This is a genomic window from Comamonas guangdongensis (genome assembly GCF_041079535.1).
Taxonomy (GTDB): Bacteria; Pseudomonadota; Gammaproteobacteria; order Burkholderiales; family Burkholderiaceae_C; genus Comamonas; species Comamonas guangdongensis.
On the sequence record NZ_JBFYGN010000019.1, the window covers coordinates 32410 to 53547 of the forward strand.

Below are 21138 nucleotides of genomic sequence, written 5' to 3' on the forward strand. Positions count from 1 at the left end.
GCTCGATCTTTAGAAGGAAGCACCATGTTGAATCGCCGCGATTTCGTTCTGACCACCGCCGCCGCACTGGCGGGCTGCGCCGCCCCTTCGGGCCAGGCCGGCACGCTGCAATGGAAGCATCTGCCCGCCGGCGAAAAAGGCTTCTTCCGCGCCCCGGTGCTGCTGTCGGGTGCCCGGGAAGCCATGCTGATCGACGGAGGTTTCTCGCTGTCCGACGGCCGCGCCGTGGCCGAGGAAATCAAGGCCTCGGGCAAGACGCTGACCAGCATCTACGTCAGCCAGAGCGACCCGGACTACTACTTCAGCCTGGGTCCCATCAAGGCGGCGTTTCCGCAGGCCAGGGTGATCGCCGCATCCGACACCCTCGCCGCCATCCGCGCAAACGTGCAAAAGAAAATCGACACCTGGGCCCCCCAGCTCAAGGAAAACGGACCGCAAAAGCTGGCCGACATCGTTCTGCCCGAGGCCTTCGATGCCCCGTTGCTGACGCTGGAAGGCCACGCCATCGAGATCGTGAAGGCCCAGGGCATGGACAACCGCCGCTACCTGTGGGTACCTTCGCTGCAGGCAGTGTTCGGCGGCGTGCTCATCTTCTCGGGCCTGCATGTGTGGACGGCCGACACCCCGACGCCGGCCGCGCGCTCGGCCTGGATCAGAAACCTCGAAGCCATCGCCGCGCGCCAGCCCGCCGTGGTGGTGCCGGGCCATATGGCCGCGGGCGGCGCGCTGGATGTGTCGGCCGTTCACTACACCCGCGAGTACCTGCTGGCCTTCGAGCAGGAAGTGGCCAGGGCCGCCAACAGCGACGCCTTGATCGCCGCCATGAACCGCCGCTATCCGGGCGCGGGCCTGGCGCCGGCACTGCAGATCGGCGCCAAGGTCGCCAAAGGCGAGATGAAGTGGGGCTGATGCGATGGAGAGCAATCTCGACATCATCCGGGCGACCTACGAAGGGACTGCTGAAGAAAACGGCGGCAATCTGCTCTCCGTGCTGGCACCCGAGGCCCGCTGGACCGAAGCCGCCGGCTTTCCCTATGCGGGCACCTATGTGGGGCCAGTGCAGATAGTTGCCGGTGTCTTTCAGCGCCTGGCCACCGAATGGGAAAACTATCGGGCCCGGGTCCATACCTATCTGGCCGACGCGGACCATGTGGCCGCCTTCGGCGTCTACTCGGGCACTTATCGCGCCAGCGGCAAGTCCATGAGCGCCGCCTTCGCCCATCTCTACCGCCTTGAGGCCGGCAAGATCGTGAGCATGGAGCAGGTCGTGGACAGCCATCAGGTGCGGCAGGCCTTGCGGGCCGACTGAGCGCCCGCGGAAAAGGAGCGGCCATGAACGATAAACTAGCCGACCTGCGCAGCATCCTCGCCCTGCTGCGGGCAGGCCAGTGGGCCGCAGCCCATGACCAGGTGCAGCGGCATCAGAGCCCGTTGGCAGCCTGGCTGCATGGCCTGCTGCATCTGCAGGAAGGCGATCTGGAAGACGCCGAAAACTGGTACGAACGCGCGGGAAGGCGCTTTCGGCAGCGCGGCACCCTGGCGCAGGAGCTGGCTCTGTTCGAGGCCGCGCTGGACGAGCCGCCACCCTGCTGATGCAAAAAGGGGACCGGCGTAGCGGACCCCTTGTTCAAATCGGCCGGCTTTGCACCGGCTGCGCTCACTTCAGGAAGGCAGGCTTGGCATAGCCTGGGAACTGGCTGTCCACCACGGCCTTGAATTCTGGCGAACGGTAGGCAGCAGCCAGATCCTTGGCCCACTGGCTGTTTTCATTGCCGGTCTTCACGGCCACCACGTTCAGATACTGGTCGGGCGTCTTTTCCAGCACCACGGCCTCGCTGAGCTTCAGCCCCGAAGAAACCGCGAAGTTGCCGTTGACCACCACATAGTCGGCATCTTCGAGCACGCGCGGCAGCTGAGCCGCTTCCAGCGCCAGGAATTTGAGCTTGTGCGGATTGGAGGCCAGATCCAGCTCGGAGATGCGCGCCGGGTTCACGCCTTCCTTGACCTTGACCAGACCGGCTTGCTGCAACACCAGCAGCGCACGGGCCAGATTGCTAGGATCGTTGGGCAGGGCGATCTTGGCGCCGCTCTTGATGTCGGCCAGGCTCTTGTGCTTCTTGCTGTACACACCCATGGGGGCGACAGGGCCCTGGACAATGGCGCTCAGCGCCAGCTTGCGGTCGCTGGTGAACTGGTCAAAGTAGGCACGGTGCTGGAAGAAGTTGGCATCCAGAGAGCCGTCGCTGAGCGCCAGATTCGGCTGGACATAGTCGTTGAACTCGACCAGCTTGATCTTGTAGCCCTTTTGCTGCAGCTGGGGCAGTATGCCTTTTTGCAGCAGGTCGTAGTTGGAGCCGGCGGTGGCGCCGATCAGCAGGTTTTTCTTGGCGCCATCATCGGCCATTGCCGGGGTGGCGAGGGCGGCAGCAAAGGCCAGGGCAGCGGCGGCCAGCACGGCGCGGCGGCCGGCGGCAAAAGACAGACTTGCGGACATGAATCACTCCTTGAGATCGAATACCTTCAGCAGCGCGATGCGGATTGGCTTTTGCGCTGCAACAATGGAGCGAGTATGAACCGCCTACGGACTAACCCTAAAGAATAAAAATCCATCTGTTTATCCGTAAAACTATATAAGCAATCCACAGGAACCGTGCATGAATTCCTCCCATGATCTGCTGGCCCACCAAGGGCATATCGCCCGCGTCCATGGCATACGCATAGGCCAGTTCACCGACCCACGCCGCCCCACGGGCTGCACGGCCGTGCTCTGCGCCGAGGGCGCGGTGGCCGGCGTGGATGTGCGCGGTGCGGCTCCGGGCACGCGGGAAACCGATTTGCTTCACCCCAGCAATCTGGTGCAGCAGGTCCACGCCGTCATGCTGGCCGGCGGCAGCGCCTGGGGGCTGGATGCAGCCACGGGCGCGGTACGCTGGCTGGAGCAGCAAGGCGCGGGCTTGGACATAGGCGTGGGCCGGATTCCGCTGGTGCCCGCTGCCGTGCTGTTTGACGTGATGCTGGGCGATATGCGCATCCGCCCCGATGCCGACGCTGGCTATTCGGCCTGCGAGAGCGCCGGCACCGCACGACCCGCGGAAGGCAGCGTGGGTGCCGGTGCCGGCGCCGTGGTGGGCAAGGTCTTCGGCCATGAACGCGCCATGAAGGGCGGCATAGGCACGGCCAGCTTCACGGTGAATGGGGTGACGGTGGGCGCCATCATTGCCTGCAACGCTCTGGGCGACGTGTTCAACCCCTTCACGGGAGAGCTGCTGGCCGGCGCCCGCAGCGCCGACGGGCGGCAGCTGCTCGGCACGCGCAACGCCTTGCTCGCTGGCGAGGAGCCGCGCCCCGTGCTGGCGGGCAGCAACACCACGATTGGCGTGGTGGCGACCGATGCCCAGATCACCAAGGCCCAGGCCCACCGCCTGGCCGTGGTGGCCCATGACGGACTGGCCCGCGCCATCAACCCCGTGCACACCATGAGCGATGGCGACAGCCTGTTTGCGCTGGGTACGGGCCTGAGCGGCCAGAGCCTGGGCATGATGACGCTGTGCACCATGGCCGCCGAGGCCGTGGCCGTAGCGACGGCGCGCGCCATACTGCTCGCGCAGTCGGTGTCTGTCGAGGGGCAGGCCATCCTGCCCAGCCATGGCGATCTGCAGCGCCAGGCCGGCGCGCCGGTCTAGACCGCGATCCTGCGCAGCTGCCCCTGGGTCAGCAGCTTGTCGCGCATGCGGCGTGTCATGGACTGGGTGCTGCCGTCCTCTGCGGTAAACAGGAACAGGCTTTGCTGCGGGCTGACCCAGGTGAGCCGGGTGCGCAGCTGCTGGCGCTCGTTGTGCAATTCCACCCAGGTACCCAGCGACCATTCTCCGCTTGGCGCATCGGCCACGAGCACCGCCTGCGGCGCGACAACGGCTTCCGCGGCAAGCGGCTTTCGCTCCACGACCTCGGTCAGCACGGGTAACCCATCCTGCAACACGAGCGGCGTGGACTCGGCGCCGCCCTCCAGGTCCGCCAGCACGCTGGGCAGCTCGTCCAGCACATCGGCGGCCTGGGCCGGCCGGGCACGGGCCGCGGCTTCGGCAATGTCCAGCACGCGCTGCTGCAGGCTGCCGATGCGCGCCGCCAGGGCCGCGATTTCCATCTCCGAGCGCCCCACGCTGCGCAGGCCGCGCGCCAGACGCCGCTGCAGCCTGGGGGCCAGGGCCACCAGCCGGGATGTGTCCTGAGCGGCCTGTGCGGACACGCTCCACAGCAGGCTGGGCACCAGGGCCAGATAGCCGCCGGGGTCACGCTCCTGTGGATCGGCGGACTGCTGCTGGGCCTGGGCGATCACGCCGGCCCAGGGGCCGGTCACGAAATCCAGAATATCCTCGGGCACGCCCCGGGCGCTGGGCAGATTGCGAATGATCTGGGCGATGCGCTGCGTATCGGGCTCGGGTTTGCCGAAGGCGGAGACCATCTGCCGGTCCATCAGGCCCAGGGCCGAGCTCATCAGTCCTTGGGTGGAGGTCTCGTCGTCGCCCAAGCCGAGCACGCCGATATTGCTGGCCCGCCCCTCGGGCGGCCATTGCTCGCGCATATATTGCAGCGCCAGCGCAAACACCTGGGCATCGGCCTGGGGCAGGCCGGCCAGCTTGCCCGCCGCGGCCTCGGCGACGCCGATGAAATGCGCAAAACCCAGGGCCGACTCGCTGGAGAACCAGAGGCTGCGTGCCGTCAACTCGTCCAGCAGCTGGCGCGCAGGATGCTGGCTGTCATCAAAAAAGCCGGCGTCCTGTCCGACCAGGCGCTGCAGCGCGGGCTCGAGTCGCTGCAAAACTCTTTGTACCGCCGGCAGCAGGCGCGCATCGCCCGTCATATGCGCCATCATCCGCTGCAGCGTGCGCACCTGCGCCAGGGCCTGCGGCGCCTGGCTTGGCATACCGATACCGCTCAATGTCGTTGGCTGATGAATCGTCTGCAGCGCCGTGGCCGAATAGGAAGTCCAGCCCGTCTGCAGGCCGTCGACCGGTGCAACCTTGGCATCCCAGGGCAGGCCTGCCAGCATGGAGTCCGTCAGCGACTGAGGGACGGCGAAATGGCTGTCATCGATCCAGCGCCTGTCGGATGCCATTTCCTGCAGCAGGCGCAGCGTGAGCAGACATTGTGGCGGGCTGCCCGCCACAGTCGGATCGACACCATACTGCGCGGGCTGCACGCCTTGCTGGCGCAGCAGGCCCGTGGCGCGCGCGTACTCCGACACCAGAATGCTGCCCAGCTGCTGGCCCATGAATTCGCGCCAGCAATCGGCGACCTCCGTGGCGGGCTGCACGGCCGTCAGCGACTGATCCAGCGCCCGTACATAGTTTTCCGGGCGCAGGGGATTGCATTCGGGCTGTACCCATCCCAAGCCTTGCGCACCGCTGATCAGTGCATCCAGATCGGCCAGGGCCAGTTCCAGCTGGGGAGCGACCATCTGCAGCAGTTTTTGCTCGGCCTGGAGTTGCCGCTTGGCCGATGCCGCCATGGAGGCCAGGGGCGCGAGCTGGGCGCCGCCGGCATCGAAAGACTGGGCCGTGAAGGAAAAAGGTTGCCTGGCCGAGAGGACCAGGGCCTCCAGCAGGTTCTGCGGATAGCTGCCGATCAGATAGCTGCGATGCTGCTGCAGGTTGTGCAGCGCAGCACCGAGTACATCGCGCCGCGCCGCAGCAAAGCCGGCCGAAAGCGTCTGCTCCAGCGCGTATTCCGTTCGCTGAATCAGCCTCAGCACCAAGGCGTCAGCGCCGCGCACTGCCTGGACAAGGCAGGTGCGCAGCACGGAGATGGATGCATGGGCGAGACTCATAGCCCGCAAGAATACCCTGTCCAGCCGAAGCTGGAGACATTTTGACGCTTACTTCAACGCTTTGTAACGCATGCGCTTGGGCGCAGCGCCTTCCTCACCCAGGCGCTTCTTCTTGTCGGCCTCGTATTCCTGGTAGTTGCCGTCGAAGAACACCCACTGCGAATCGCCTTCGGCAGCCAGGATGTGGGTGGCAATACGGTCCAGGAACCAGCGGTCGTGGGAGATCACCAGCACCGTGCCCGCGTATTCGAGCAGCGCGTCTTCCAGCGCACGCAGGGTTTCCACGTCCAGGTCGTTCGAGGGCTCGTCCAGCAGCAGCACGTTGCCGCCCTGAATCAGGGTCTTGGCCAGGTGCAGACGACCGCGCTCACCACCGGAGAGGTTGCCGACCTTCTTCTGCTGGTCCTGGCCGTTGAAGTTGAAGCGACCTGCATAGGCACGCGAGGCCATCTGGAACTTGCCAACGTTGATGATGTCCAGGCCGCCCGAGATGTCTTCCCACACGGTCTTGTCGTCGCCCAGCGCATCGCGATGCTGGTCGACGAAGGCCATCTTCACGGTCTGGCCGATGTCGACGGTGCCCGAATCGGGTTGTTCCTTGCCGGCGATCAGCTTGAACAGCGTCGATTTACCGGCGCCGTTGGGGCCGATGATGCCGACGATGGCGCCCGCAGGAATGTTCATGCTCAGGTTGTCGATGAGCACGCGGTCGCCAAAGCTCTTGGTGACGTTGCTGAACTCGATGACCTTGGAGCCCAGGCGTTCGGCCACAGGAATGAAAATTTCCTGCGTTTCGTTGCGCTGCTGGTATTCGTAATCGCTCAGCTCTTCGAAGCGGGCAATACGGGCCTTGCTCTTGGCCTGACGACCCTTGGCGTTCTGACGCACCCACTCCAGTTCCTTCTTCAGGGCCTTGGCACGGGCTTCCTCGCCCTTTTGCTCGGCTTCCAGGCGGTTGCCCTTCTGGACCAGCCAATCGGAGTAATTGCCCTTGTAGGGGATGCCGTGGCCGCGGTCCAGTTCCAGAATCCACTCGGCGGCGTTATCGAGGAAGTAGCGGTCGTGGGTGATGGCCACCACAGTGCCGCTGAAGCGGTGCAGGAATTGTTCCAGCCAGTCCACGGATTCGGCGTCCAAGTGGTTGGTGGGTTCGTCCAGCAGCAGCATGTCGGGCTTGGACAGCAGCAGCTTGCACAGGGCCACGCGGCGCTTTTCACCGCCGGAGAGCTGGCCGACGATCGCGTCCCAGGGCGGCAGGCGCAGGGCGTCGGCAGCGATTTCCAGCTGGTGCTCGGAGTCCGTGCCCGCAGCCGCGATGATGGCCTCGAGTTCACCCTGCTCGGCGGCCAGGGCGTCGAAGTCGGCATCTTCCTCGGCATAGGCCGCATACACCTCTTCCAGGCGGGCCTTGGCGTTGTTCACCTCGGCCATGGCCTCTTCCACGGCCTGGCGCACGGTGTGTTCGGGGTTGAGCTGGGGCTCCTGGGGCAGATAGCCGATGGACAGACCCTGCATGGGAATGGCTTCGCCCTCGAACTCCTTGTCCACGCCCGCCATGATCTTCAGCAGCGAGGACTTGCCCGAGCCGTTGAGGCCCAGCACGCCGATCTTGGCGCCGGGGAAGAAACTCAGCGAGATGCCTTTCAAGATCTGCCGCTTGGGCGGCACGGTCTTGGTCAGCTGATTCATCGAAAAAACGTATTGAGCCATGTCCGAATTGCTTTGAGTTGCTTGAATTTACGCAAAAAAATGTGCCGCTTTTCACGGCAAACAAACCATGATTATCGGTGCATGCGACAATACCCCTCGCGACAGGCGTCCAGTTGCCTGCTGCAGCAGCACTTCAGCTGGGGACAATGGAAGCGTTTCCGGGCTCCCAACACGCAACTTTATCTGCCTACAACTGGCCCGCAGCCCCACGGGCTGCCACGACAGGCTGATACCCCGCGCCCAGGATTGGCGCAACTGATCACAATGACATTTGAAGAACTGAATCTGGCTCCCGCCATTCTCAAGGCCGTACAAGAACAGGGTTATGAAAACCCGACCCCCATCCAAGCCCAGGCCATTCCGCTGGTTCTCGCGGGCCACGACCTGCTTGCCGGCGCCCAGACCGGCACCGGCAAGACCGCGGCCTTCACGCTGCCCATGCTGCAGCGCCTGTCCAGCGGCACCGCACCCAAGAACAAATTCGGCGGCAAGGGCATCCGCGCCCTGGTGCTGACCCCCACCCGCGAACTGGCTGCCCAGGTTGAAGAAAACCTGCGCGGCTACGCCAAGCACCTGGACATCAACTCCACCGTGATCTTCGGCGGCGTGGGCATGAAGCCCCAAATCGCCCGCATCGAAAAAGGCGTGGACGTACTGGTCGCGACGCCCGGCCGCCTGCTGGATCTGGCCGGCCAGGGCTTTATGGACCTGTCCACGGTCGAGATGCTGATCCTGGACGAAGCCGACCGCATGCTGGACATGGGCTTCATCCACGACGTGAAAAAGGTGCTGGCCCTCGTGCCCAAGAACAAGCAGAGCCTGCTGTTCTCGGCCACCTTCAGCGACGAGATCCGCGAACTGGCCAATGGCCTGCTCAAGAACCCGCAATCCATCCAGGTCACACCGCGCAACACCACGGTGCAGCGCATCAAGCAGGTGATCCACCCCGTGGGCCGCGGCAAGAAGAAGCAGGTGCTGCTGCACATCATCCAGGAAAACAACTGGAGCCAGGTTCTGGTGTTCACGCGCACCAAGTTCGGCGCCAACAATGTGGCCGAATACCTGTCCAAGAACGGCGTCACCGCCATGGCGCTGCACGGCAACAAGAGCCAGAGCGCCCGCACCCAGGCCCTCGAAGGCTTCAAGACCGGCGAACTGCGTGCACTGGTGGCGACCGATATCGCAGCACGCGGTATCGACATCGACGAGCTGCCCAATGTGGTCAACTACGAGATTCCGAATATCTCGGAAGACTATGTGCACCGCATCGGCCGCACGGGCCGCGCAGGCCGCGAAGGCAATGCCGTGAGCCTGGTCTGCATGGACGAAGAAGGCTTCATGATGGACATCGAGCGCTTCACCAAGCAGGAGATTCCCGTGCAGCCGCTCGAGGGCTTTGGCCCCGAGGAAGGCGAAAAAGCCGAGCCCATTGCCATGGGCCGCCAGACCCTGTGGGGTGGCGCAGGCAAGCCTCCCAGCCGCGACGTCATGCAGGCTGCGGCCAAGGCAGCACGCCAGGAAATGATGGAGCGCATCCGCACGAACAAGGCGCCCAATGGCGGCCGCGGCGCGCGCCGCCCCGCCGCAGATGCCCAAGGCGAAGCACAGGGCGAGGCCGATGGCGAGCGCCCCGCACGTCAGCAAAAGCCACGCGGCAATGGCCGCGTCAACAACCAGCGCGGCCAAGGCCAGCAAGGTGCGGAGCGCAACAGCCAGCAGGGCCAGGCCGAACGTGCACCACGCCCTCATCACGGTGACGGCCAGCAGCGTCCGCCCAAGCGCGGCGGCGCCCGCCAGTTTGGTGACCGCGAACGCGGTGGCCGCTACGACGACCAGCCCCCGCGTGCCGATGCCCACCTGGGCACCCAGCAAGGCCATGCCCGCAGCAATGCGGCGCGCGGCGGCAACGGCGGCGGCCAGCCCGACCCCATGCGCACCAGCGTGGACAGCATGGCCGACCGCGGTCGCCGTGGCGGCTTCGGCGGTGGCCGTGGCGGTTTTGGCGGTGGCAACCGTGGCGGAAACCGCGGCGGCTTTGGCGGCGGTTACGGCCGCTGATAGGCAACAGAGGGGCTGACCCTCTCACAGAAGGGCTGCGATGCAGCCCTTCTGCCTTTCTGACCTCCGCTTGGCCGACAGCCGAGCGCAAGCCAGCAGCCCTAACATCTCCCCAGAATGTGCGAAGCTTGTGCCAGCCATTTCGGGCGCATTCTTTTTCTATTCATATTGAGACCATGATTTTTCTACCCACATCCGTGCCCCCTCATGCTGTGCGTGCGCCCTCTTCCTGGGCCTGCGGTGTGCTCAAGCTCACGGCCGTGGGTGCCGCTGCTTTGCTCACGGCCTGCGCCAATGTGCAGCTGCCGCCCTGGACCGGTGCTTCGGCGCCGGCTCCGCTCAAGGCCAGCCAGACCGCGCCAGCCCCCAGCGCTCCCACCGCGCCGGTTGCCGTCAGCCAGCCCGTGGCCCGGGCACCGCAGCTCACGGCCCTGCCCTACAACCCGGTCATCGAAGCGCGCTTTCCCGACCCCAGCACACGCTATGACACACCGGGCCTGAGGGACGAGCGCCGACAGTTCACCACCCAAGCCGAGATGGAAGCCTGGCTGCAGGCTTTGGCCGGCAAGGCCGGCAACGGCCAGCACCTGGACAGCATCAGCATCGGCACCTCGCAGCGCGGCCTGCCCATCCCTGCCTTGATCGCAGCCCAGGCCTCCGGCACCCAGGCCACGGCATTGAACAGCAATGGCAAACCCACGATCCTGCTGGTAGGCCAGCAGCGTGGCGATGAACCCGCCAGCGCCGAGGCCCTGCTCATCATCGCCCAGGAGCTCGGCCGCGGCGGCCTGCTGGCGCCACTGCTGCAGCAGATCAACATCATCATCGTTCCCCGCGCGAACCCCGATGCAGCGGAGACCGCAAGCCGGCTGACCGCGGACGGAACCGACCTCATCCACGATCACCTGACGCTCAGCACCCCCGAAGCCCAGGCTCTGGCCCAGCTGGTCAGAAACTATCGGCCGGCAGCGGTGATGGATCTGCGCGAATTTGCGGCGGGCGGCATGTTCCTGCAAAAATTCCGGGCCGTGCAGCGCTACGACGTGCTGCTGCAGCCGGCAGCAACCGCCAACGCCCATGAATTCGTGAACAAGGCGGCCCGCGAATGGTTTGCCGAACCCATGCGCAATGCGCTGAGCCAGTCCGGCCTGAGCAACGAGTGGTATTACGAAACCAGCCCCGCGACCGATGACAAATCCCTGTCCATGGCCAGCCTGGCCGCCGACACGCTGGACAACTCCAGCAGCCTCAAGAATGCGGCGGCGGTGCTGATCTCCAGCCGTGGCTCGGACCTGGGCCGTCTGCACATCCAGCGCCGCGTACACAGCCTGGTGACGGCGGCCACCAGCGCTTTGCGCGCCACTGCGGAAAAGGCGGCGAACCTGAATCAGGTCGAGTCCTTTGTGACGCGCGAAACCGCATCTCTGGCCTGCCGCAATATGCTGACCATTCAGGCCCAGCAAACGCCCGAGCAGCGCACCATCAGCATGCTGCAGGCCGACACCGGCCAGGAGCTGCAGGCCCGCGTGGACTGGAACTCGTCGCTGACGCTCAAATCCAGCCAGACCCGGCCGCGCCCCTGCGGTTACTGGGTGTCCGCGGGATCCAGCCAGGCCGTGGAGCGCCTGCGCATGCTGGGTGTCCAGGTCATGCAGATTGCCGAACCCGGCCAGATGCTGGCCGACAGCTATCAGACGCAGCGCAGCGCCAGCCCGGTGCTGACGCGCGGCGCCATCGATGCGCCGGCTGGCAGCTACTATGTATCGCTCAATCAGGCCAAGGCCCATCTGATCGCCGCCGCACTGGAGCCCGACACGCCATACAGCTATGTGAGCAAAAGCCTGATCACCACGCCTTCCGATATTGCACGCGTGGTAGCGGCCCCCTCGGTGGTGTTCGAAGAAGAAGCCGAATAAGCCCTGGCTTGCGGCAGAGCAGGCAGCCATTCGATGGCCTTGGCTTGAAAATCCCTGTGCCAAGGCCCCCAATGCAAAACCCGCCATGTTTTCACATGAGCGGGTTTGTTGTTTTTGGATATGGCTCCAATGGCCTGCCCGACAGGGATCGAACCTGTGACCCACAGCTTAGAAGGCTGTTGCTCTATCCAACTGAGCTACGGGCAGATATTTGATTTCACTAGGTTTTCAGAGATCTTCCACAACCTAGATTTATGGCGGTTTGCGTGGCAGCTCACCCCGGCCATCGCAGCCTGCCATGACCGGCCGCCATTATGCCCCGAATCGCCTCGCATATCCGGCTGACCGCCCATGCCGGGCGACAGGCGGCGGTTTGAAACACCGTCATCGCATCGGTTCCCGAGACCAGCTGTGCAATGCGTACGATCTAAGCCTGATAGTTGCAGCTTCTGCGGTATCGGCCGTCTCCCCCCCCCCTGCTGTCGGGTGATGGGGATGTACCCGCCAAACATCCGCTTTTGATAGCAACACTCGCTTGCTAGACAATGGCTTACGGTGGATTTCTTTCTTGTAGAGCAAGGCCTTGAGTTGCAGCCACCGACATGCCAGGAATACCTCGAACAGGGGATTGTTCTAGATCACTGACAGTGGAAACATTCGCACACACCTGTCAAAAAGGAAGCGCCCATGTGTGCATACCGCAGGCTCATGGAGCGCATACAGGCCCGGGACGCCGAGGGCAATCTGCACATCATTCTTGTCCATCAGGATTTCGATGAAGTCGCCACAGACCATGGCGTCTGCATCCGCCCCGGCACCCAGCTCTTCGAGACGGCCGAGCGCCTGAAAATCAACTGGCTGAACGAGCGGCAGTTCGAGATCGACTCGACCGGCGAGATACTGAACCGCATTCCACCGACCCCGGCCAAGTAGTCCCGTAGGCAAAGATCCGAAGGTGCCGGCTCGGCGGCTTTTTATCGACCGAACGTTGCAAGAGGCCCGAAGCTTGGAATAAATTAGCAACAATGCAGCGCCAGGAGATTGAACATGTTCAAACATCTGCTCATCCCCACAGATGGCTCCAAACTGTCGGAAGCGGCGGTTCGTACCGGCATGTGCCTGGCACGCGAACAAGGCGCCAGGGTGACCGGCCTCTATGTGATGCCGGATTACCGCGCCATCATCTATGGCGCAGATGCTTTGCTGACATACAACAGCGCCGAATTCGAGCGCAGCGTCAACAAGGACGCCGACAACGCCTTGCAGTTCATGGAGCAGGCCGCGCGGCAGGAGGGCGTGCCCTGCGAGTTTGTGCGCGTGACCAGCGCTTCCATATACCAGGCAATCGTCAAGCAGGCCAAGGAAAGCGGTTGCGACCTGATATGCATGGCCTCCCACGGGCGCAAGGGTATTAGCGGAATCCTGCTGGGCAGCGAAACCCAGAGAGTGCTGACCCACACCAATGTCCCGGTGCTGGTGCACCGACCCGCATCGGTGGGCCACTGAACAAGCTGGTACCAGCGGTTACCAAGCGCGAGGCTGTGGCGCTGCTCAAAGCCGTTCCCACCTAGGTGTCGGCAACGATTCCGAGCAGGCGGAGAACCTCTTCAAACAGCATTCAAACGCCGGTCGCGCTCCTTGGTCTGATAGATGCGTGCCTTCTCCGCATACATCGCCTGATCCGCGCGCTGCACTATGGCCTCCACGGACGAACCTTCCTGCCCGCTGGCATGCCCCATGGACACCTGAATGCTGTGCCCGGGATAGAACTGGTTGTTCAGTTCCAGCAAGGACAGAATCCGCTCCTGCAACGCCAGCGCCCCTCTCTCATCCGTACCCGGCAGCAGCACCATGAACTCGTCGCCGCCGATACGCGCCGCGCAAGCCGGCTCATCCACGGCCTTGGCCAGCACCTCTCCCATGCGGCGTAGCATCGCGTCGCCGGCTGCATGACCATGCTCGTCGTTGACGGCCTTGAGACCATTCATATCGATCGCAATCAAGGACAGGGGCCACGGCCCTCTGCGAGAGAGTCGATTCAACTCCTCGGTGTAGAAAGCGCGGTTGCGCAGCTGGGTCAGCACGTCATGCTTGCCCAAGTACTCCAGATAGGCTTCCGCCTTTTTGCGCGCCGTGATGTCCACCAGCGACAGCAGCACCAGGCCCCAGTTTTCCGCATGGCTTGTCATGATGGCGAACTCCAGGTGAATGTGGAGCACATCGCCTGCGATACCGTAGTTCACCACCTCCCGCTGCTGCACCAGCTTGCCATCCCAAAGATCGATCAACTGCTCGGCAAACGAGTCATACATCTCTCCCCGGAAAATCTTGGGCAGACTCTGCAGCAGCTGGGATTTGCTTTCGGCGCCAAACATCTTCAGGGTCTGGCGATTGACATCGATCACCTGGATTTCCTGCATGCAGCGCGTCACGAACTCGGGGTGAACTTTCAGGAACGTGCGGAAGTCGGTGATGCCGCGCTCGCGCACTTCGTCAAGCAGGCGCTTGACCACGCTGAAGTCCTCGACCCACAGCGATACCGGTGAATACTCGAACAGGTCGCGCGCATATTCCTCGCTGCGCTGCAATCTTGCGGTGCTCTGCACTTCGGCCGTCACATCTTCCAACGACACCAGCACCCGGCTCCAGCTGTCCTCATAGCCCGGCAACACGCGAGCCCGGACCTGCACATCCAGCCGCCGCCCATCGAGGGCATAGTTGACCGATCGGGTCTCGAAACCCAGCTGCCCCTGCCAAAGTGCCAGCAGCTCGTTCACTATGCTGCCCAGCATGTCTCCGCGGAAGATCTCATGCAGCCGGCTTTGCAAGACCTCCTGGTCCGCCGCCTTGAAAAGATCCAGGGTGTATTGGTTGACCCGCAGCACCTTGTAGGACTGGCTGCAACGCTTGAGCCGCTCCGGATCCTCATTCAAGAAGGCGAGCAGGTCGGTGACTCCCTCCGCTCGCCACTGATCGAACAATCGCTTGAGCCCGCTGTAATCCTCCATCCAGAGCGATACGGGGGCAAGATTGAACATGTCCTCAAAGTCCAAGCCTTCCGCGAGAGAATTTGCCACAAAAGATACCTCCTCTCACAATTATTGCCTACCTCATCAAAGTGACCGCTCTATTGCAGACCGGCGTAAGCGCTGTTGCATGGATCGGGATTTGGCGGCAGGCAGTTTGTGCGAGGGACGGCATCAGCCGATGCCCGGCTCTGCCTGGGGCAAGGGTTCGGGCACACTTCACGTCAAGTGAAGCCCCCGACCTCAGCGAGGCTTGTGATGCCAGAAGCAGATTCCATGGGTGACGCGAGGCCTGCCCCGCTTGAATCCATGTCAAGGCTTGCGGCCCGACCTCGGCGTCACGGATGCTTCACACGGCCTCGGCCATGAATGGAAGACCAAGGGCCAGACTCTCAATCATCTTCGTCTTCACGGTGCCAGCGCTCATGGTGGTGACGTCGCCACCATTCGCGTCTGCGCCACTCGTCCTCGCGCCATCGCCACTCAGGCTCGTACTGCGGTGCAGGCGCCACGACCATGGGGCGAGGTGCATAGACCGGGCGAGGTACATATACAGGAGGCGGAGCACCGTAAACCGGCGCGGGCACATAGTAAGCGGGAGGCGCCACCGGTGCGGGAATGCCGATGCCCACATCCACACTGAAATTTCCAGCAAAAGATGGAACTGCTGCCGCACTGACCAAAGCCGCGAGCGCTAACGACATAAGTTTCATAGCAACCTTTCAACTCCCCGAAAAATGTTGGGCGGGAATCTATAAGCAATCAACGCAGGAAAAACCACTTCGTTGACGGAAGTTTGTAACCGGCTCATGCAGACGTAAGCACCAAGAGACATTGACTCATGAGCTTTGGCCATGCCAGTGCCGATTCGCATGCCGCAGCTCCCCTTGCACCCTCTCCGGTTCACCCCCACGGTTTCCGGTCAGGCGGAAGACCCTGCCTTGGTGCAAACCAATTCGATCTGCCGGCCGCCTATGGATCTGCAAAATTTGTGTGCGCTTGTGGATGCTCCAGCCAGGGCTGCATGGGCTCGGTAGGCAGCATGGCCTAGCTAACACTGAGCAAGCATCTTGGCCGGAGCAGGCAATGCCAGCCACATTCGCTTGAGCGGTAACCGAGCCACAGTTCATAGCATTGCCAAGCATATGACGCAGTGATAGGTTTTTATCTGCCCTCCGGCTCGCCAGCTGTCCTCAAGAATTCCGCGGGAGCGGGGGCTGCTCAATTGAAGGAGAAAGTCATGGTCACTCCAGTCAGCGTTGAGAAGCTGGAAGTCAGATCGCACGGCACGCCGGACGAACTGCGCACCCCCAGCAAAACCCGCGTCGAGGTCGTAAGGCTCCAGGGCTATACGATCGGGCGCTTTCACTTCGAACCCGGATGGCGTTGGTCCGAATGCATCAAGCCCGTGGTGAAAACAGAGTATTGCCAGCTCTCGCATGTGGGGCATGTCGTTTCGGGAAAGCTCACGGTCCGCATGCAGGACGGCTCTGAGAAAATGCTCAGTGCAGGAGAGTCTTACGCAATTCCGCCCGGCCACGATGCCTGGGTCGAAGGTAACGAACCTTTTGTAGGCCTTGAAGTGCTAAGTGCCGACGTCTACGCCAAACCTGCCCAATAACGCAGCGGCAAGTGCCCGCATAGGGGGCGACGCGGCCGGGCAGGCCGACAGCGAGGGTTGTGCCATGAGTCTGTTTGCGGGTGCAGAAATGCCGATGACATGGGCCCGAGTCTGGCCTATCTGAGCTGTACCTGTAGATGAGCCGATGAAAAGCGGAAGTTTTGAATCAAGCTTGCCGATAGGTGTCTGGTTTGAGGAATAGCGATCTGCATCGCCTGCACGCTGGCGATGCAGATCGGCAAAGCGAACGCAACAATGCCCGCCCTTCTGGCCGGATGTGATCTGGGTTTTTCCTTGACTCAGTTCAATGACTCCGGCACTTGCACGCCATTCAATGACCGGCAGGCCTTGACGATGGCACGGCTCAATCGTGCGACCTCGTTGAGATGCTCGATCATGTCGCTGGCCAGACGAAAGCCGACAGCATCAGCCTGATTGCGCAGCTGCAACACCTGCAGGGCATGCTGGCGAGCGGCTTCGGCCTGAGCCTCAATCCCGGATTTGGCATTGAGGATACCTGTCACGACATCTGGCTCTGGATGCACGATGACATGGATGGCCAGCGAGAAATTCTCCATGACCGCCTGGGTAAACTCCGAAGCCTCGATATTGCGCAGATTGCCATCCTCCACGCCGCGCGCAATGCGCCGCTGGCTCAAGGTCAGCATGCTGGTGGTGGCGACCTCCCGGATGGAATCGAGGCAGACGCCGATACGAGCCAGGTCCACCAGTTGCAGGCCCTCACCATCCGTATGGACTGCCTCCGAGAGGCGCCCCACATAAGTCAGGATGGCGGTACTCAGCGCATCGGCAGCCTTGTCATCCTCCGTCAACGCGGCCAAGGTTTGGGGATTGTTTTCGACGACCAGAGCCATGCTGCGCCGAATCAGTTCCTGAACCTGCTGGCCCAGCACCGCCAGCTCAAGTTGAACCCGGGCAATGGCCAGTGCCGGGGTGTCTACCAGAGACTCGTCAAGATAGCGCGATTCGCCGGGCAGCTGCCAGTCCTTGTGCGCTGCCGGAGCCAATCTCTGCGCCAGCTTACCGATGGGCCCGGTGAACCAGATCAGTACGGCGGTGCTGAACACGCTGAACACCGTATGGGCGTTGGCCGCCTGGCGCGGCATCTCGGCGGCGAGGCGGGCAGTGCCGCTCAGCTCGGGGGCTGATGGCGAGATATGGCGGATGAATTCCGCGAACTGCGGGATCACGAAGACCAGAAACAGTACGCCGAGCAGGTTGAAGATCAGATGCACGATGCCGACCTGCGCGGCCTCTGCCGGCTTCCCGATGGACGCGAGAAGAGCTGTTCCGCAAGTGCCAACGTTGGCACCGAGGATCAGCGCGATACCGGACTCCAGCGGAATAAGCCCCTGGCTGCCCAGCGCGATCACGATCGCCAGCGTGGCGGCGGAGCTTTGCACAACGGCCGTAAAAATGGCGCCAGCCGCGATGCCAAGCCATGGATTGCGCATATCCTGCATGGCGGCGATAAAGGGTTCGTAATTGCGCAGAGGCCGCGTGGCATCTCCCATGAACTCGATGCCGAGAAACAGCAGGCCCAGGCCCATGAGCACCCCACCCAGTTCCTGCAGCACTTCGCGCCTGGCGAAGCCATGGAGCAGGAAGCCCCCGGCCAGAAAAAACGGTATGACTGCCGAAATATTGAAGGCAATGATCTGCGCTGTCAGCGTCGAGCCGATGTTGGCCCCCATGATCAGAGGTATCGACTGCTGCAGCGTCATGAGCCCCGCAGATACAAAGCCGACCAGCAGCACGGTGGTGATCGTGGACGAATTCAGCAAGGCTGTGATGCCTGCGCCGGCCAGCACTCCACGCAACCGGTTGGCCGTAAGCGTCCCCAGCAGCGACTGCAAGCGGGAGCCGGCAATGGCTTTGAGTGCCCCGGTCATGAGCTCGAGGCCGAACAGGAACAGGGCTAGGCCGCCGATCAGCAGGCCGCCGATTTCGATCGGGTTCAAGTTGACTCCAGCTTGCATGGATGAGGCTTTCTAGAAGCTGCCGAACCAGGTACCTAATACCAAGACAATGATCAAGGCCAGCAGCGCACCCACGATCGACACCATGACGATATCCCGGTAGCTCTCGCGATGCGTGCAGCCGCACACGGCCAGCAGCGAAACCACGGCACCGTTGTGCGGCAGGCTGTCGAGGGTGCCGGCACCGATCACCGCCAAACGATGCAGCAGCGAAGGGTCCAGATGGATTTGCTGTGCGATCTCCATATATGCCGGACCCAGCGTTTCAAGCGCGATCGTGAGACCGCCGGAGGCCGAGCCGGTCAGCGCCGCCAGCAGATTGGTCGACAGGGCCAGCGAAACCAGGGGGCCGGCTTCGATGTTCATTACCCAGTCGCGCACGGTGGAGAACGCCGGCATATCGGCGACCACCGCACCGAAGCCCACCAGACTGGCGACCGACATCACCGGCAGGACTGCCGCATTGGCACCGGCATCCACGCTGCCGCGCAAATTCGCCAGACGGCCACGATGCAGCAGCAACAGCGCCACCAAGCCTGCGGCCAAGCCCAGCAGCACGGCCCAAAGGCCTGCGACCTGCCCGGCCCGAAGGCCGCCGAAGCGAGCCGTTTCCAGGTAGGAAAGATCGGCCCTGGGCAAAAGCCACAGTCCAGCGACCAGATTCACGCCAATCACGACCATCAGCGGAATCAGCGAGCCGAGCGTGCCGGGCTGCGCCTCTTCCGCGTTTCCCGTGTCTGCTGTAGGCCGCGCGCCATGCGCCATCTCCATCGGATCGAAATGGGTAGCGGTGCTGCCGCGCTCACGCAACAGAGGATCCTGCGCATCGGCCAATGCCCGCGTTGGAGACGCATACCCTTCGGAGCGCCGACGCGCCCGCGCCTCGCTGCGCGACAGCCACCACAGGCCGAAGCCAACCATGACGACAGAGGCGATCACGCCGAGCCCCGGCGCGGCAAACGCCGTGGTGCCAAAGAACGGCATGGGAATCGCATTTTGAATGGAGGGCGAGCCAGGCAGTGCCGACATCGTGAAGGTCGAGGTTCCCAGCGCGATGGCAGCAGGCATCAGCCGTGCCGGCAAGTTGGCCGTGTGAAACAGGGCATGGCCCATGGGCGCCAACACAAAGAAGGCCACGAACAGGCTTACCCCGCCATAGGTCAGCAAGGCGCCAGCCAGCACGATGGCCAGCAGCGCCCGCTGAGGCCCAAGCCAATGTGTCATGCCGCGCGCGATAGACAGCACCGCCCCGCTATCGTCCATCAGCTTGCCAAAGATGGCGCCGAGCAGGAAAAGAGGGAAATACTGCGCCACGAATCCGGCCGCCGCCCGCATGAAGGTCACGGTCCAATGCGCCAGCAGCGGCTCGCCCGCAAACGCCGCAGCAATCAGCGCAGCGGCTGGCGCGAGCAGCAATACGCTCCAGCCCCTGTAAGACAGCCAGATGAGAACTCCCAGGCCGACGAGAATGCCCACAAAGCTCATGCTCAGACTCCTTGCAAAAGAACATCGAGGTCTAGCGTCGAGCGTTGCCCCAGGTCGCTCCGGTGCACTGCCAGAAAGGCATCCGCCGCATCGCGTCCCTTGTCGCGCAGCAGGCACAGAAACGACCACTCCGCCAGCATTTTGGAAGAAGCGCTCAGATCCTCAATGAGGTCTGTGCCGATACGGTGAATGCGCATTTCGGCCCATTGCCTCCCCTCGCTATGCCCGGGATCGGCCACCTGACGCAACAGCGCCATCATCCGCAGCTCCTTGAGCAGCGGGGCATTGAACGAAATCTCATTGATGCGGTTATGAATCGCCTGCGCATTGCGCACCGGCCGCTTGCGCTCAATCGGGTTGATCTGCACCAGAATCGTGTCCTGCGACTGGCAGTGCCGTATCAACGGCGTAATCGTCGGATTGCCGGCAAAACCGCCGTCCCAGTATTCCTCGCCGTCGATCTCGACGGCATGGAACATCGTGGGCAGGCAAGCCGAGGCCAGCAGCACCTCGGGACTCAACTCCGCATTGGAGAAAACGCGGCCTCGCCCGGTGTGCACCTGGGTTGCCGTCACGAACAGCTTGATCGGCGACGCCGCCAGGCGCTCGAATTCGACATGTTCCGCGAGCAGCTTTGTCAGCGGATTGCTTCCGCGCGGATTGAGAACGTAAGGCGACCACAGGCGCGCAGCCAGATCGAACAACAGATAGGCCGGCGAGCTATCCAGAGACCAACGTCCCAGCATCACGTCCAGGGGGCCACGTTGAAGCGGGCTCAGCATTGCGGCATCGGCGACGGCCCGCCAGAAGGCCTCCAGGGATGCCTTGGCATCTGCCCGCCCTCCTCGCTCCAGGCCGCTGAGCATGACCGCGGCATTCATGGCTCCGGCCGAAGTGCCCGAGATACCGTCAAGCCACAATCCGCGCTCGTCCAAAAGGCGATCCAGCACGCCCCAGGTGAACGCCCCGTGAGAGCCGCCACCTTGCAACGCGAGATTGACCAGCGTGGGAGACGGCTCCTGCCGTGCCTTGCCGGAGCCTCGAGCATTCTCACTGGATTCAACGCTGCCGGAGTGAAGCATCTTTCTTCAGGCCTTTGCGAATTCAAATGCACAAACCATCTACTCAGGATGCTCATAATGCCCGATTACCGCGCTTTTCGTTCTTGACGAAAGTTCATTCAAGACCATATTTATTCAACTCGACTCTCCCTTAATGAAGTTGTAGCAATCAGATCAGGACTTTCATGCACTCAATGGTGAAGCCCCTGATTTTCTTCAATGCAGCTTGCCCGACAGGGAGTCGCCAGCACCCATGAAACGCCTCCATATGGAAATGGGCGGTTTACCCGTTTCCTGGACTGGACAGCTCTGATCCAGAGGCATCGCCCCATGCTTTATTCATTGACGATAGAGAGGCGGATAGATGACATCTATCAAAATACCCGCAGCGGAAAATAAATGCTCGCCTTTTTGAGCCACAGCCGGTTTCGCAG

At 62.9% G+C, this 21138-nt stretch carries 17 protein-coding genes and 1 tRNA gene; 9 read left to right on the forward strand and 9 right to left on the reverse strand.

What is annotated here, in order from left to right; translation table 11 throughout:
- The first annotated feature begins 24 nt into the window (after positions 1–24).
- From AB6724_RS15650 to AB6724_RS15660, 3 genes are read left to right on the forward strand one after another with little or no spacing between them, the layout of a single operon-like run.
- Positions 25–909, forward strand: a complete 885-nt coding sequence (locus tag AB6724_RS15650) for an MBL fold metallo-hydrolase (RefSeq protein WP_369339455.1) — start codon at positions 25–27, stop codon at positions 907–909.
- A 4-nt stretch (positions 910–913) separates the two neighbouring features.
- Entirely contained in the window at positions 914–1309 is a 396-nt protein-coding gene (locus tag AB6724_RS15655; protein WP_369339456.1) for a nuclear transport factor 2 family protein, read from the forward strand.
- Positions 1310–1332: 23 nt separating this feature from the next.
- Positions 1333–1593, forward strand: a complete 261-nt coding sequence (locus AB6724_RS15660) for a hypothetical protein (protein ID WP_369339457.1) — start codon at positions 1333–1335, stop codon at positions 1591–1593.
- 64 nt (positions 1594–1657) lie between these two features.
- On the opposite strand, the gene AB6724_RS15665 is transcribed toward AB6724_RS15660, so the two are convergent.
- Positions 1658–2494 (reverse strand): MetQ/NlpA family ABC transporter substrate-binding protein, encoded by an 837-nt coding sequence (locus AB6724_RS15665; RefSeq protein ID WP_369339458.1) that lies wholly within the window; start codon positions 2492–2494, stop codon positions 1658–1660.
- Between the two features lie 160 nt (positions 2495–2654).
- Here AB6724_RS15665 and AB6724_RS15670 point away from each other — a divergent pair, with 160 nt between their 5' ends.
- Complete coding sequence (locus tag AB6724_RS15670) at positions 2655–3683, forward strand: P1 family peptidase (RefSeq protein WP_369339459.1); 1029 nt, start codon at positions 2655–2657, stop codon at positions 3681–3683.
- Here AB6724_RS15670 and AB6724_RS15675 read toward each other — a convergent pair.
- Together AB6724_RS15675 and ettA are read right to left on the reverse strand one after the other, a co-directional pair.
- Positions 3680–5827, reverse strand: coding sequence for a DUF1631 family protein (locus AB6724_RS15675; protein WP_369339460.1), 2148 nt, complete (start codon positions 5825–5827; stop codon positions 3680–3682). The two genes, AB6724_RS15670 and AB6724_RS15675, sit on opposite strands and share 4 nt — an antisense overlap.
- Positions 5828–5875: 48 nt before the next feature.
- Positions 5876–7537: an energy-dependent translational throttle protein EttA gene (gene ettA / locus AB6724_RS15680; RefSeq protein ID WP_369339461.1), complete on the reverse strand. Its 1662-nt coding sequence runs from the start codon at positions 7535–7537 to the stop codon at positions 5876–5878.
- A gap of 264 nt (positions 7538–7801) precedes the next feature.
- On the opposite strand from ettA, the gene AB6724_RS15685 reads away from it, so the two are divergent.
- Positions 7802–9595, forward strand: coding sequence for a DEAD/DEAH box helicase (locus AB6724_RS15685; RefSeq protein WP_369339462.1), 1794 nt, complete (start codon positions 7802–7804; stop codon positions 9593–9595).
- Between the two features lie 176 nt (positions 9596–9771).
- On the forward strand, positions 9772–11511 hold the full coding sequence (locus tag AB6724_RS15690; protein WP_439329881.1) for a M14 family zinc carboxypeptidase: 1740 nt from the start codon (positions 9772–9774) through the stop codon (positions 11509–11511).
- A gap of 130 nt (positions 11512–11641) precedes the next feature.
- Here the strand turns inward: AB6724_RS15690 and AB6724_RS15695 are convergent.
- Positions 11642–11718 (reverse strand) — tRNA-Arg (locus tag AB6724_RS15695).
- A gap of 480 nt (positions 11719–12198) precedes the next feature.
- Between AB6724_RS15695 and AB6724_RS15700 the strand changes: the two genes are divergently transcribed.
- Together AB6724_RS15700 and AB6724_RS15705 are read left to right on the forward strand one after the other, a co-directional pair.
- Positions 12199–12444 (forward strand): hypothetical protein, encoded by a 246-nt coding sequence (locus AB6724_RS15700; protein ID WP_369339464.1) that lies wholly within the window; start codon positions 12199–12201, stop codon positions 12442–12444.
- Positions 12445–12558: 114 nt separating this feature from the next.
- Positions 12559–13017 (forward strand): universal stress protein, encoded by a 459-nt coding sequence (locus AB6724_RS15705; RefSeq protein WP_369339465.1) that lies wholly within the window; start codon positions 12559–12561, stop codon positions 13015–13017.
- 101 nt (positions 13018–13118) lie between these two features.
- On the opposite strand, the gene AB6724_RS15710 is transcribed toward AB6724_RS15705, so the two are convergent.
- Both AB6724_RS15710 and AB6724_RS15715 read right to left on the reverse strand, forming a co-directional pair.
- Entirely contained in the window at positions 13119–14588 is a 1470-nt protein-coding gene (locus AB6724_RS15710; RefSeq protein WP_369339466.1) for a sensor domain-containing diguanylate cyclase, read from the reverse strand.
- 341 nt (positions 14589–14929) lie between these two features.
- The gene (locus AB6724_RS15715; RefSeq protein ID WP_369339467.1) at positions 14930–15250 is read right to left on the reverse strand and encodes a hypothetical protein; all 321 of its coding nucleotides are present in this window, start codon (positions 15248–15250) and stop codon (positions 14930–14932) included.
- A gap of 527 nt (positions 15251–15777) precedes the next feature.
- On the opposite strand from AB6724_RS15715, the gene AB6724_RS15720 reads away from it, so the two are divergent.
- The gene (locus tag AB6724_RS15720; protein ID WP_369339468.1) at positions 15778–16158 is read left to right on the forward strand and encodes a cupin domain-containing protein; all 381 of its coding nucleotides are present in this window, start codon (positions 15778–15780) and stop codon (positions 16156–16158) included.
- Positions 16159–16457: 299 nt separating this feature from the next.
- Here AB6724_RS15720 and AB6724_RS15725 read toward each other — a convergent pair whose 3' ends face one another.
- The 3 genes from AB6724_RS15725 to AB6724_RS15735 are packed head-to-tail and all read right to left on the reverse strand — an operon-like array spanning position 16458 to position 20725.
- The gene (locus AB6724_RS15725) at positions 16458–18158 is read right to left on the reverse strand and encodes a Na/Pi cotransporter family protein (protein WP_369339469.1); all 1701 of its coding nucleotides are present in this window, start codon (positions 18156–18158) and stop codon (positions 16458–16460) included.
- Between the two features lie 12 nt (positions 18159–18170).
- Complete coding sequence (locus tag AB6724_RS15730; protein WP_369339470.1) at positions 18171–19643, reverse strand: GntP family permease; 1473 nt, start codon at positions 19641–19643, stop codon at positions 18171–18173.
- Positions 19644–19645: 2 nt separating this feature from the next.
- Positions 19646–20725, reverse strand: a complete 1080-nt coding sequence (locus tag AB6724_RS15735; protein WP_369339471.1) for a patatin-like phospholipase family protein — start codon at positions 20723–20725, stop codon at positions 19646–19648.
- Between the last annotated feature and the right edge of the window lie 413 nt (positions 20726–21138).

Bases quoted from the DNA above. Each gene is read 5' to 3' on its own strand.
- AB6724_RS15650 (WP_369339455.1), top strand. From the start codon at position 25: ATGTTGAATCGCCGCGATTTCGTTCTGACCACCGCCGCCGCACTGGCG.
- AB6724_RS15655 (WP_369339456.1), top strand. From the start codon at position 914: ATGGAGAGCAATCTCGACATCATCCGGGCGACCTACGAAGGGACTGCT.
- AB6724_RS15660 (WP_369339457.1), top strand. From the start codon at position 1,333: ATGAACGATAAACTAGCCGACCTGCGCAGCATCCTCGCCCTGCTGCGG.
- AB6724_RS15665 (WP_369339458.1), bottom strand. From the start codon at position 2,494: ATGTCCGCAAGTCTGTCTTTTGCCGCCGGCCGCCGCGCCGTGCTGGCC.
- AB6724_RS15670 (WP_369339459.1), top strand. From the start codon at position 2,655: ATGAATTCCTCCCATGATCTGCTGGCCCACCAAGGGCATATCGCCCGC.
- AB6724_RS15675 (WP_369339460.1), bottom strand. From the start codon at position 5,827: ATGAGTCTCGCCCATGCATCCATCTCCGTGCTGCGCACCTGCCTTGTC.
- ettA (WP_369339461.1), bottom strand. From the start codon at position 7,537: ATGGCTCAATACGTTTTTTCGATGAATCAGCTGACCAAGACCGTGCCG.
- AB6724_RS15685 (WP_369339462.1), top strand. From the start codon at position 7,802: ATGACATTTGAAGAACTGAATCTGGCTCCCGCCATTCTCAAGGCCGTA.
- AB6724_RS15690 (WP_439329881.1), top strand. From the start codon at position 9,772: ATGATTTTTCTACCCACATCCGTGCCCCCTCATGCTGTGCGTGCGCCC.
- AB6724_RS15700 (WP_369339464.1), top strand. From the start codon at position 12,199: ATGTGTGCATACCGCAGGCTCATGGAGCGCATACAGGCCCGGGACGCC.
- AB6724_RS15705 (WP_369339465.1), top strand. From the start codon at position 12,559: ATGTTCAAACATCTGCTCATCCCCACAGATGGCTCCAAACTGTCGGAA.
- AB6724_RS15715 (WP_369339467.1), bottom strand. From the start codon at position 15,250: ATGAAACTTATGTCGTTAGCGCTCGCGGCTTTGGTCAGTGCGGCAGCA.
- AB6724_RS15720 (WP_369339468.1), top strand. From the start codon at position 15,778: ATGGTCACTCCAGTCAGCGTTGAGAAGCTGGAAGTCAGATCGCACGGC.
- AB6724_RS15725 (WP_369339469.1), bottom strand. From the start codon at position 18,158: ATGCAAGCTGGAGTCAACTTGAACCCGATCGAAATCGGCGGCCTGCTG.
- AB6724_RS15730 (WP_369339470.1), bottom strand. From the start codon at position 19,643: ATGAGCTTTGTGGGCATTCTCGTCGGCCTGGGAGTTCTCATCTGGCTG.
- AB6724_RS15735 (WP_369339471.1), bottom strand. From the start codon at position 20,725: ATGCTTCACTCCGGCAGCGTTGAATCCAGTGAGAATGCTCGAGGCTCC.